This is a genomic window from Blautia sp. HCP3S3_B11, from assembly GCF_052064435.1.
In the GTDB taxonomy this organism is placed as follows: Bacteria; Bacillota; Clostridia; order Lachnospirales; family Lachnospiraceae; genus Blautia_A.
Window position 1 is genome coordinate 36,812 of record NZ_JBQHVP010000025.1, and the last position, 12,186, is coordinate 48,997.

10 protein-coding genes are annotated in these 12,186 nt (G+C 41.5%); 9 read left to right on the forward strand and 1 reads right to left on the reverse strand.

What is annotated here, in order from left to right:
- Positions 1 to 156: 156 nt before the first annotated feature.
- From ACTNC0_RS16470 to xylB, 9 genes are all read left to right on the forward strand, one after another.
- A complete protein-coding gene (locus tag ACTNC0_RS16470; protein WP_441088234.1) occupies positions 157 to 1,293 on the forward strand; it encodes a leucine-rich repeat protein in 1,137 nt (378 codons plus the stop codon).
- Positions 1,294 to 1,314: 21 nt separating this feature from the next.
- Positions 1,315 to 2,685, forward strand: coding sequence for a vWA domain-containing protein (locus ACTNC0_RS16475; protein WP_441088241.1), 1,371 nt, complete (start codon positions 1,315 to 1,317; stop codon positions 2,683 to 2,685).
- Positions 2,686 to 2,737: 52 nt separating this feature from the next.
- The gene (locus ACTNC0_RS16480) at positions 2,738 to 4,258 is read left to right on the forward strand and encodes an ATP-binding protein (RefSeq protein WP_441088235.1); all 1,521 of its coding nucleotides are present in this window, start codon (positions 2,738 to 2,740) and stop codon (positions 4,256 to 4,258) included.
- Positions 4,248 to 6,209 carry a DUF5107 domain-containing protein gene (locus tag ACTNC0_RS16485; RefSeq protein WP_441088236.1) on the forward strand — a complete coding sequence of 654 codons (1,962 nt, stop codon included), beginning with the start codon at positions 4,248 to 4,250 and terminating at the stop codon, positions 6,207 to 6,209. The genes ACTNC0_RS16480 and ACTNC0_RS16485 overlap by 11 nt, the downstream gene beginning before the upstream one ends.
- Positions 6,210 to 6,299: 90 nt before the next feature.
- Entirely contained in the window at positions 6,300 to 6,737 is a 438-nt protein-coding gene (locus ACTNC0_RS16490) for a GatB/YqeY domain-containing protein (RefSeq protein WP_117676738.1), read from the forward strand.
- Between the two features lie 191 nt (positions 6,738 to 6,928).
- Positions 6,929 to 7,777, forward strand: a complete 849-nt coding sequence (locus tag ACTNC0_RS16495) for an AraC family transcriptional regulator (RefSeq protein WP_441088237.1) — start codon at positions 6,929 to 6,931, stop codon at positions 7,775 to 7,777.
- Positions 7,778 to 7,917: 140 nt separating this feature from the next.
- Positions 7,918 to 8,535: a DUF4867 family protein gene (locus ACTNC0_RS16500; protein WP_441088238.1), complete on the forward strand. Its 618-nt coding sequence runs from the start codon at positions 7,918 to 7,920 to the stop codon at positions 8,533 to 8,535.
- A 186-nt stretch (positions 8,536 to 8,721) separates the two neighbouring features.
- A complete protein-coding gene (locus tag ACTNC0_RS16505; protein WP_441088242.1) occupies positions 8,722 to 10,206 on the forward strand; it encodes an L-fucose/L-arabinose isomerase family protein in 1,485 nt (494 codons plus the stop codon).
- 245 nt (positions 10,207 to 10,451) lie between these two features.
- The gene (gene xylB / locus ACTNC0_RS16510) at positions 10,452 to 11,909 is read left to right on the forward strand and encodes a xylulokinase (RefSeq protein ID WP_441088239.1); all 1,458 of its coding nucleotides are present in this window, start codon (positions 10,452 to 10,454) and stop codon (positions 11,907 to 11,909) included.
- Positions 11,910 to 12,096: 187 nt separating this feature from the next.
- On the opposite strand, the gene ACTNC0_RS16515 is transcribed toward xylB, so the two are convergent.
- Positions 12,097 to 12,186 (reverse strand): formate--tetrahydrofolate ligase (locus ACTNC0_RS16515; RefSeq protein WP_441088243.1); only part of this gene is annotated, 90 nt, incomplete at its 5' end.

A 12,186-nucleotide genomic window follows, 5' to 3' on the forward strand; every position in this document is an offset into this window, starting at 1 on the left:
TTATATCGGTATTCGATTATAGGTGGGTAGTGGAGTGCGAATATCTGTTTAATATTAAGCATCAGTAGTATAGAAAAAATCCCTGGGAAGTATTATACTTTTCAGGGATGATTTTATGTGTTTTGAGAGAAAATATTTCCGGGGAGAAATGAGAAAATGAAGATTTACTACAGAGAGAAATCTGGCGGGATTGAAATTCTGCGGTGTTTTGGAATAGAAAGCAGAGTTGAGATTCCGGGAATGATAGATGACAAATTGGTGATCAGTGCGGCACCGTATGCATTTTCCAGTCATATGGATGAGAAAGAAGAACTGAAAAATGCCAGCCTGTGGGAAGTGTCAGAGGGTCTTGGGTTTGGCAGAGAAGAGCATGTTCTGGCAGGAAATGATGTGGAGGAGATTGTTTTTCCTTACACTTTAAAAGAGATTGGACGATATATTTTTTATGGCTGCGGGAATCTGAAAAAGCTGGAGTTTTCTGACAGCCTGATGCAGATAGGCTGTGGTGCATTTACAGGCTGCCATGCATTGGAGAAGCTGACTGTTCATATGAGACAGGGAAAGAAGTCAGGCGTTAAGGAAATGCTGGGCGAGATGTGGCAGAGAATTGATGTGAACTTTCTCTATGAGTATGAAGAAGATAGCATAGAAAAACCAGATATGATGTATTGCAGAGAAAATAAATCAGAGGCAAGGCTTGTATTTCCGGAGCATTATGATGAGGCAGTTGAGAACACTCCGGCGCGTATTCTGTATACGGAATATCATGGATCAGGCAGCAATTACAGGCAGTGTTTTTATGATAGGGAGCTGAATTATCAGGAATATGACAGGCTTTTTGAAATGGCGGTGGCCATGGATAAGCTGGAAGTTCTGGTTGATATGTCATTTGGCAGACTGGAGTTTCCTTATGAACTGACCGGGAAAGCCAGGGAGAATTACAGGGAATATATCCGTAAGAATCTGGGAGATATTGCAGAATATCTGGTAAAGCAGGAGGATATGCACAGATTGGAAGTGATATCCTCGCAAAAACTCTGGACACTGGAAGGAATTGATTCTGCGTTGGATTGTGCATCTAAGAGAAAAGAAACGGAAGTATCCGCATTTTTGATGAATGAAAGAGCAAATCTGGTGGATAATACGGCAGGAAGTGAACGTATAGATGTGGATAAGCTGCAAAATAGTCAGGAAGCTGACAGGACAGAGCAGGGGAAAAATGAACAATCACAAACTACAGAAAAATCTTTGAATAGAAGAACTATACTAAGAAAAAAGAGGTTTGAACTGTGATAGATATAGGGGAAAATAATGATGCAGCCAGAGGATAAAATACAGGAAATAGCAGAAAGAGCAGAGCGTTTGCAGGAAATCGGCAGCAGTATTCTCAGGGCTGCGCGGGATGAATTATATCTGGGAATGCGGTTTTTGGATGTGGCGCTGAGCAGTTTTTCTTATCAGATGGATGGTCAGGTCCATGGATTTGGAACGGATGGAAGAGTGATGTATTTCCAGCCGCAGATGCTGGGAGGCTTATATAGAGAGAACAGGATTCTGGTGAACAGAGGGTATCTGCATATGGTATTCCACTGTATTTTCCGGCATTTTGCATGGAGCGGTACAGAAGGTAAGAAGAGAGCAGACGATGGAATCACAATCCAGGAACGTATGCGTGATCTGAGTTGTGACATTGCAGTGGAGCATATGATAGATGGGATGAACTATCGGAGTATCCGTTTCTCACGCAGTCTTCTGCGAAGGGAAACCTACCGTCTCCTTGAAAAAGAGGGAAAAACCCTCAACGCACAGAGAGTATATAAAATATTGTCAGAATGGAATCTGAACGAAAAGGATCTTACAAATCTGGAACAGGAATTTCGCACAGATGACCACAGATACTGGGAAAGTAAGAAACCGGATCAGAAACCGAATCCCATGCTCAGCCGCAAATGGGGGGAGATCAATGATGGAATCGAGACGGATCTGGAAACCTTTTCCCAGGAGGCAGGTGAGCGGGATGGAGATTTCCTGGAGCAGATAAAAACAGAGAACAGAAGCAGGTATGATTACAGAGAATTCCTGCGGAAATTTGCAGTTTTTCATGAAGAACTGGCAGTGGATGGTGACAGTTTTGATTACAATTTCTATACTTATGGTCTGCGTCTCTATGGAAACATGCCGCTGATCGAACCACTGGAATCCAAAGAAGTTAAGAAGATAGAGGAATTTGTGATCGTCATCGATACTTCCATGTCCTGTTCAGGAGAACTGGTGAGAAAGTTTCTGGAGGAAACATACGGTGTGCTTAGTGAGAGTGAGAGCTTTTTTACAAAAATCAATGTGCACATCATTCAGTGTGATGAGAAAGTCCACACAGATAAAAGGATTACCTCCCGGAAAGAAATGAAAGACTATATGGAACATCTGGAACTGTATGGAGATGGCGGAACAGATTTCAGGCCTGCATTTGAATGGGTGGACAAACTGCTGGAACAGCATGAATTTCATAACCTGAAAGGGCTGATCTATTTTACGGATGGATTCGGGATTTACCCGAAGAAAATGCCGCCATATAAGACTGCATTTGTGTTTATGCAGGATAATTACAGAGATGTGGATGTGCCGGTATGGGCCATGAAACTGATCCTGGATGAGGATGATTTTGATAAGTCAGACAGGCAATGAAATAAAAAGCTGAGTAAAAGTAAGAAGTGTTCAGCAGGAAAGGATTTACATTATGGATATAAAGCGAGCAAAACAGGAGATAAAGGACTCAATAGAAGCATACCTTGCGAAGGATGAATTTGGAGAATATCTGATCCCTGCCATACGCCAGAGACCGATTCTCCTTATGGGGGCACCGGGAATCGGTAAGACGCAGATTATGGAACAGATCGCCAGGGAATGTAAGGTAGGTCTGGTATCTTATACCATCACCCATCACACCAGACAGAGTGCAGTAGGACTACCCTTTATCAAAGAGAAAACCTTTGGAAGTGAGAGTTTTTCTGTCACAGAATATACTATGAGTGAGATTATTGCTTCTGTCTATGAAAAGATGGAAAAAACAGGTCTCAGAGAAGGGATTCTTTTTATTGATGAGATCAACTGCGTCTCAGAAACTCTGGCGCCGATGATGTTGCAGTTCCTTCAGGGAAAGACTTTTGGCAATCAGAAAGTACCGGAAGGCTGGGTGATCGTGACGGCAGGAAATCCACCGGAATATAATAAATCGGTCCGTGAATTTGACGTAGTAACCCTTGACAGAATCAAGAGAATCGATGTGCAGCCGGATTTTGAAGTATGGAAAGAATATGCCTATGAGCAGGGAATCCATCCGGCTGTGATTTCTTATCTGGAGCTTCGCAGAAAAAATTTCTACAGAATGGAAAATACGGTAGATGGCCGTATTTTTGCTACCGCCAGAGGCTGGGAGGACCTTTCCAGGCTGATTCAGGTGTATGAAACACTGGGAAAAGATGTGGACAGGGAAGTGGTATGTCAATATATTCAACACCCTATGATTGCGAAGGATTTTGCCGCATATCTGGCATTGTACAACAAATATAAGACAGACTATGCAGTTGAAGAATTACTGCAGGGAAAATGGACGCAGATTATCATACAGAAAATAAGAAATGCATCTTTGGACGAACACTTAAGTCTGGTGGGGCTTTTAAATGGAAAATTAAGTCAGCTGTTCACAGAATGTTATTTCACAGATTCTTATATAACAAAACTGTATGAATATATGGTATATTATAGAGACAACCTTGCAAATATTTCTCTGAAGGCAGTTTGTCAGAAAGCGGAGAATGATCTGGAGTCAGCAAGAAAAGCAGAACTGCTGACTCGAAATGAGGAGAAAACGTTTCTCAGAGTGAATACTTTTCTGGAAAATATCTGGCTGAAGATGGAAGGAATAACGCAGGCCGAATGTGATATTTACGAGAAAGTAAAGGAAGCTTTTTCCAGAGAGGCAGATGACTTGGAAAAGCAGACAGAAACGGTTGCTCAGACATTGCAGAATGTTTTTGATTTTATGGAGACGGCTTTTGGAGACAGCCAGGAAATGGTAGCATTTATTACAGAATTAAATGCAAACTTTTACAGTATCTGGTTTATCCGGGAAAACGGCTCTGCTCAGTATTATCGTCATAATAAGGGACTATTGTTTGATGATAGACAGAAACTGATCCTGGGGCAGATGGAGGAATTGGAAAGTACAATGAAACGGGGGATTATTGATGGTGTCTGAATTAAGATTTGAGACAAAAAAAATCAGAATGGCTGATCTGGGAAAGGAGAGCTGTGTGCCAGATCTCCTTGGAGAACTGACTATGCAGAATCAGCTGGAATTTCATCTGGACGAAACAGATGAGATCTATGAAGGATATGGACGCGTAAAAAGTGCTTATCCATATCGGCAGAGGAACACTTATACAAGAGAGCTTAAGGAGATGGAAATACATACAGCAGTTCTTGAGAACAGATATTTAAAGGCTGTATTTCTTCCGGAATTCGGAGGCAGGTTATGGGAACTCTGGGATAAATATACAGGAAGAAACCTGCTGTATACCAATGATGTTCTGCAGTTTAGCAATCTGGCAGTACGTAACGCCTGGTTTAGCGGAGGTGTGGAATGGAACATAGGTATTATCGGACATAATCCTTTTACAACTGAACCGATTTACACCGCACAGACTGTTAATGAAGATGGGGAACCGGTTCTGCGTATGTATGAATATGAGCGTATTCGAAAAGTGACTTATCAGATGGACTTCTGGCTGGAAAAAGACAGCAGCTTTTTGAATTGCCGGATGCGTATTGTAAATGAGGGAAAAGAAGTAGTACCAATGTACTGGTGGAGTAATATGGCGGTTCCGGAATACAAAAACGGAAGAGTTGTTGTGCCGGCGGTACAGGCATTTACATCAAGAGGAACACAGGTTACGAAGGTAGATCTTCCGATGGTAGAGAATATCGATATCTCTGATTATACTGCTATAAAAAAATCCGTAGATTATTTCTTTGATATTCCGGCTGGATGTCCGAAATATATAGCAAATATAGATGAAACCGGTTATGGTTTATTGCAGATTTCGACAGATCGTTTACGTAGCAGAAAGCTTTTTTCCTGGGGAAATCAGGATGCATCTAATCACTGGCAGGAATATCTCACAGATAAGGCAGGACGTTATCTGGAGATTCAGGCAGGACTTGGAAAGACACAGTATGGATGTATTCCGATGGCACCTCACACAGCCTGGGAGTGGATGGAACAGTATGGTTCTGTTCAGATTTCTGAAGATGTGCTGGAGAAAGAATACAGAGAACGTACAGTTCTGGTAACCGAAAAGATTCTTGAGACAGGACTTCACGAAAAGTTGAAAGAGAAACTGGAAACATCAAAAGAGATGTCAAGAAAAAAAGCGCAGACAGTATATAGAGGAAGCGGATATGGGGCACTTGCAGTGCATGGAGAAAGTACAAAACATCTGGAATTTTCTATGAAAGCTGTAAATGAATCTCAAGCTGAAAATTCAAAAGAAGAGGCAGTTTTGGAAAAATGGAAGCATTTTTTTGAAACAGGAATTTTGCATTGTCCGAAACCACTGGAAGTACCAGATGAATTTATGATAGATGAGACAAATGTAGATTTCCTGGAAGCTCATATGGAAGAAAATGCACAGAACTGGTATGCGTACTATCAGCTTGGGCTGGGATATTATCGAAAAGAAGACTACGGGAAGGCAGAGAAAGCTTTTGAGGATTCGCTCAAATTGAGAGAAAGTGCATGGGCATTCCATGGTCTTAGCTGTGTAAAACTGATGCAGAATGAAAAGGATCAGGCTGGCAGATATATCCTTCAGGGAATGGCGTTTGAGCGAAAAGAACTGTCTTATCTGAAAGAAGGATTCAGAATTCTTTTGCTGGCAGAGAAATATGAAGAATTAAGTCATTTCTATCGGAAATTGGATAAAGAAGAACAAGAAGACAGCAGACTGAAACTGGGGTATGTCCAGGCACTTCATGGGCTGAAACAAGATAAAAAGGCGCTTGATCTACTGGAAAGTAAAGGTGGTCTCATACCAGAGGATATTCGTGAAGGAGAGGATTCCCTGGGGAAGGTCTGGAAAGAATTGTATAAAAGTGTCTATAAAAAAGAGGGAAAACTTCCACATAAATTTAATTTCCAGGCAAATTAGCATTGGATTTTCGGATAAATAGTGGTATGCTGATGGATAAAAAGATGATTTGAGATAAAGAATCATATAGGAAACGAGGAGGAATATAAAATGGAACTTGAAGTATTAAGAAAAGATATGGTTGCAGCTATGAAAGCGAAGGATAAAGTGACAAAGGAAGCGGTGTCTTCTCTGATTGCGGCAGTAAAGAAAGTGGCTATTGATGAGGGATGTCGTGATGAGATCAAGAGTGATCTGGTTGACAGAGTAATCCTGAAAGAGCTGAAAACTGTAAAAGAACAGCTGGATACCTGTCCGGAGAGTCGTGAGGATCTGAAGGCTGAGTATCAGGCCAGATATGATGTGATTGCTAAATATGCTCCGAAGCAGATGGATGCCGCAGAGATTAAAGCATATCTAGAAGAGAAGTTTGCAGAGGTTCTTGCAACAAAGAATAAGGGACAGATCATGAAGGCTGTTATGGCTGATCTGAAGGGAAAGGCAGACGGTAAGGTGATTAATCAGGTGGTTGCAGAGATCTGCAAATAAGAGGCTGCTTATTTCTGACGGAACAGATAGGAATATGTGATTTACCGCAGTATCGTGTGAAGTGGCAGATACTGCGGTTCTTTTTTATAGTTTCAGATGGGACGTGCGAAAAAATAAACTATTTTTTCGCACTGGTTACTGGTAATTATAATGTGTAAATTTAGTGTAATAGTGGAAAGAGGTGAAAGAATATGGAGTTTCAGCATGAACTGATCATTCCGAATGAAGGACTGCCGTTTAAGGTGTTTCTTTTTGAGGGTGGAAATGGAAATTATGTGAGGGAGAAGCATTGGCATACTTCGATTGAGATTTTTGCAGTTATGGAGGGGCATCTGGAGTTTTTTTTGAATAAGGAGGAGTATCCGTTAAAGGCCGGGGAGCAGTTGATTATTAATTCTAATGAGATTCATTCGATTCATGCGGCAGAGCGAAACAAGACTGTGGTGTTGCAGATTCCTCTGAAGCAGTTTGAGAATTATTTTACGGCGCAGCGTTTTATTCGGTTTCGCAGTCAGGATGCGGAGGCGGATGGAAAGCTGGCTTCGCTGATTAAGAAGTTGTATAAGGTGTATACAGCGAGGGATACGGGATATGAATTCAGGACGATGTCTTTGTTTTATGAGATTATGTATATGCTGGTCAAGAATTATCGATTGACGGAGGCATATGAGAAGGAGATACGGCATAGCCGTAAGTTGGACACTTTGTCAAAAATCACCACTTATATGCGTGAACATTATAAAGAAGATCTGAAACTTTCGGATCTGGCGGCTACATTTGGTTATTCTGATGCGTATTTGTCGCGAATGTTTCAAAAATATGCAAAAATCAACTATAAAACGTATTTGCAGGACATTCGTATGGCATATGCGTACAGAGATTTGATGAATACGGACCATACAATTAGTCAGATTGCACTGGATAACGGATTTTGCAGCAGCCGCGGTTTTTCGGGGGAATTTCAGAAGAGATACGGGATTCTGCCGAGTGAGATGCGTAAGCAGGAAAATCAAAAATGTCAAAAAAACGCTATAGAATAGTCAAGAAAAATGGCGAAAAGGGATAGTCTGTCTGCTATACTTAAGTCACAGTAAAGATAACGTGAAAGTCCTTGGTGTGCCAACAAGGTGATGTTCCGAATGATTTTGTCAGTACATTAGAGGAAAAAGGAGGTTTACAGGTGAAGATTCAGAATGTAGCAGACGCTTCTTTCCACAAATATGGAAAGGTGCTTGAGGGGTATGATTTCAGTGCTCTTCTTAAAGAAATGAAACACACACCGGTTCCGGATGATGTTGTTTATGTTCCTTCTGTAGAAGAACTGGAAGCATTAGACGTAGCAAAGGAATTACAGAATAAAGGGTTCGGCGGAATTCCGATTGAGATTGGATATTGCAACGGACATAACAAGAAATTGAATGCAGTAGAGTATCATCGCAGTTCAGAGATTAATGTAGCTGTAACTGATCTGGTTCTGCTGATCGGAAGCCAGCAGGATATTACTGATGAGCTTACATATGACACTTCTAAGATCGAAGCATTTCTTGTACCGGCAGGAACAGGTATTGAGGTATATGCAACAACACTTCATTACGCACCATGCAATGTACAGGATGGCGGATTCCAGTGTGTAGTTGTACTTCCGGCAGGAACGAATACTGATCTCACATTTGAAACTGCAAAGACAGGCGAGGACAGCTTGCTGACAGCTAAGAATAAATGGCTCATCGCACATGAAGATGCAGCGATTGAAGGTGCAGTAAACGGACTTCGCGGAGAGAATATCACAATTGACTGATTTCAATAATCTGGTCAGAACTCTGTGGACAGAGTGAGCAGGTTACGAATATAGAGCAATTGTAAACAGTAACCGGCAATAGAATCAGAATGATATGGTTTTTGAAAATAATAATCAGAACGAAACCTAATAAACCTAATATTTAACATAAGGAATTTCAGAAAGAAAAAAGGAGAATTAATCATGATCGATAACATGCCAAAAGTAAAAGTCGGAATCGTAGCAGTAAGCCGTGACTGTTTCCCGGAAAGCCTTTCCGTAAACAGAAGAAAAGCACTTGTAGAGGCTTATACAAAGAAATATGGTGCAGAAGACATTTATGAATGTCCAATCTGTATCGTAGAGAGCGAAATCCATATGGTTCAGGCTCTTGAAGATATCAAGAAAGCCGGATGTAACGCACTTTGCGTATATCTTGGAAACTTCGGACCGGAAATTTCCGAAACACTTCTTGCTAAACACTTCGAAGGACCGAAGATGTTCTGTGCAGCAGCTGAAGAAACACAGGGCGACCTGATCCAGGGACGTGGAGATGCATACTGCGGTATGTTAAATGCAAGCTACAACTTACAGCTTCGTAATGTAAAAGCATATATTCCGGAATATCCGGTTGGTGACGCAGAAGACTGCGCAGATATGATCCATGACTTCCTTCCAATCGCAAGAGCAGTTGAAGGATTAAGCAACTTAAAGATCATCAGCTTTGGACCACGTCCAACAAACTTCCTTGCTTGTAACGCTCCGATCAAACAGCTTTACAACCTTGGTGTTGAAATCGAAGAGAACTCTGAACTTGATCTGTTCGAAGCATTCAACAAACATGCAGGAGATGAGAGAATCCCGGTAGTTGTTAAAGAAATGGAAGAAGAACTTGGTGCAGGAAACAAGAAACCTGAAATTCTTGAGAAACTTGCTCAGTATGAACTGACTCTGAAAGACTGGGTAGAGGCTCACAGAGGATATCGTAAATATGTAACATTAACAGGAAAATGCTGGCCGGCATTCCAGACACAGTTCGGATTCGTTCCTTGCTATGTAAACAGCCGTCTGACAGCTCAGGGCATCCCGGTATCCTGTGAAGTTGATATCTATGGTACATTAAGTGAGTTCATCGGAACAGTTGTAAGCCAGGATACAGTTACACTGCTTGACATCAACAATTCTGTACCGAAGGATATGTACAAAGAGTCTATCGAAGGCAAATATAACTACACACTGAAAGATACATTCATGGGATTCCATTGTGGAAATACAGCTTCCAGCAAGCTTTCCTTCTGTGAGATGAAGAACCAGATGATCATGGCAAGATCTCTTCCGGAAGAGGTTACAAACGGAACTCTTGAAGGAGATATCGTACCTGGAGGTATCACATTCTATCGTCTGCAGAGCACAGCTGATAACAAACTTCGTGGATATATTGCACATGGTGAAGTTCTTCCTGTTGCAACGAAATCCTTTGGTTCTATCGGTGTATTCGCTATTCCGGAAATGGGACGTTTCTACCGTCATGTACTGATCGAGGGAGGATACCCACATCACGGAGCAGTAGCATTCGGACATTATGGAAAAGCTCTGTTTGAAGTATTCAAATATATCGGTGTACCGGTTGAAGAAATCGGATACAACCAGCCGGCAGGCGTAAGATACCCGACAGAGAATCCATGGGGATAATCAGAATTTGATAAAGATTGAATCTGAATTATAAATGATAATAGACTGACGCGATAATTATAAGGCATCCCGGGGTTTTACCCTGGGATGTATTAGATTAAGTGAATGTGAGAAATCCATTCAATAATAAAGAGTAACTGATTTCATATCAGATGCCCTGTTATCAAATCGTGATAATAATGAATGGAACTAAATCAGTAATAATGAAATGCAAATAGTAATGTGATAAAAAGGAGAATAAAATTATGTATTATATCGGTATTGACCTTGGTACTTCCGCTGTAAAACTTCTTCTTATGGAAGATTCAGGAAAAATCTGTAATATTGTTTCAAAAGAATACCCGTTATTTTTCCCGCATCCAGGCTGGTCTGAACAGAAACCGGAAGACTGGTTTGCACAGAGCATGGAAGGTATGAAAGAACTGACAAAGGATATTGACAGAACTAAGGTAGCTGGAATTGGTTTCGGTGGTCAGATGCATGGTCTGGTAACTCTGGACAAAGATGACAACGTAATCCGTCCTGCAATTCTCTGGAACGATGGCCGTACAGGCGAGGAAACAGAGTATCTGAATACTGTGATCGGAAAAGAGAAACTCTCTGAATATACAGCAAATATTGCTTTTGCAGGATTTACAGCGCCGAAGATTCTCTGGATGCAGAAAAATGAACCTGAGAATTTCAAGAAAGTAGTTAAAATTATGCTGCCGAAAGATTACCTGGCATATCGTCTGTCTGGTTCTTTCTGCACAGATGTTTCCGATGCTTCCGGTATGCTTCTGCTTGATGTAAAGAACCGTTGCTGGTCAAAGGAAATGCTGGAAATCTGCGGTATCACAGAAGAACAGCTTCCGAAACTGTATGAGAGCTGGGAAGTAGTAGGAACTCTGAAACCTGAAATTGCAAAAGAACTTGGATTCTCAGAAGATGTAAAAGTTGTTGCAGGTGCCGGAGATAACGCGGCAGCAGCTGTTGGAACAGGTACAGTTGGTGACGGACAGTGCAATATTTCTCTTGGAACATCCGGAACTGTATTTATTTCCAGCAAGAACTTTGGTGTGGATGAAAACAATGCACTTCATTCTTTCTGCCATGCAGATGGAAGTTATCATCTGATGGGATGCATGCTTAGTGCTGCTTCCTGTAATAAATGGTGGGCAGAAGAAATCCTTCAGACAAAGGATTTCGCAGCAGAGCAGGCTCCGATTCAGAAGCTTGGAGAGAATAATGTGTTCTTCCTGCCATACCTGATGGGAGAACGTTCTCCGCACAATAACCCGGATGCAAGAGGCGTATTCTTCGGAATGTCCATGGACAGCACAAGAGCTGATATGACACAGGCTGTTCTGGAAGGTGTTGCATTTGGACTTCGTGATTCTCTGGAAGTTGCAAGAAGTCTTGGAATCAAGATTGAGAGAACAAAAATCTGCGGTGGTGGAGCTAAGAGCCCGCTTTGGAAGAAGATTATTGCTAACGTTATGAACCTGAAAGTAGATGTTCTGGAAAATGAAGAAGGACCATCCATGGGTGGCGCAATGCTTGCAGCAGTAGGCTGTGGCGCTTATCCGGATGTAGAAACAATCGGTAAGAAATTTGCTAAAGTTGTCGATACAGTAGAACCAGATCCTGAGCTGGTTGCGAAATATGAGGAGAAATACCAGAAATTCCGTACACTGTATCCGGCTATGAAACAGTTATTCTAAGAAATACATTGTCGAAGAAATAATAAAGGCAGATTGTAAAATAAAGAGACTATAATAAATACCGCTGTGAATTTATGAAAATAAGTTCATGGCGGTATTTTGTTGTACAAAAACAGGCGGGAAATCTTCCCGCCTGTAAATACCGTTTGAACATATGCAATTATTTCTTTATCAGAATTCTGTTAGATTAGAACAGACCTGTGATCTTACCTGTTTCGTCTACGTCGATTCTCTCGGCAGCCGGAACCTTCGGCAGACCTGGCATTGTCATGATCTC

What these genes read in the sequence shown, in the direction of transcription:
- ACTNC0_RS16485 (WP_441088236.1), top strand. Translation starts at nt 4,248, where the DNA reads ATGGTGTCTGAATTAAGATTTGAGACAAAAAAAATCAGAATGGCTGAT.
- ACTNC0_RS16480 (WP_441088235.1), top strand. Translation starts at nt 2,738, where the DNA reads ATGGATATAAAGCGAGCAAAACAGGAGATAAAGGACTCAATAGAAGCA.
- ACTNC0_RS16495 (WP_441088237.1), top strand. Translation starts at nt 6,929, where the DNA reads ATGGAGTTTCAGCATGAACTGATCATTCCGAATGAAGGACTGCCGTTT.
- ACTNC0_RS16490 (WP_117676738.1), top strand. Translation starts at nt 6,300, where the DNA reads ATGGAACTTGAAGTATTAAGAAAAGATATGGTTGCAGCTATGAAAGCG.
- xylB (WP_441088239.1), top strand. Translation starts at nt 10,452, where the DNA reads ATGTATTATATCGGTATTGACCTTGGTACTTCCGCTGTAAAACTTCTT.
- ACTNC0_RS16470 (WP_441088234.1), top strand. Translation starts at nt 157, where the DNA reads ATGAAGATTTACTACAGAGAGAAATCTGGCGGGATTGAAATTCTGCGG.
- ACTNC0_RS16475 (WP_441088241.1), top strand. Translation starts at nt 1,315, where the DNA reads ATGCAGCCAGAGGATAAAATACAGGAAATAGCAGAAAGAGCAGAGCGT.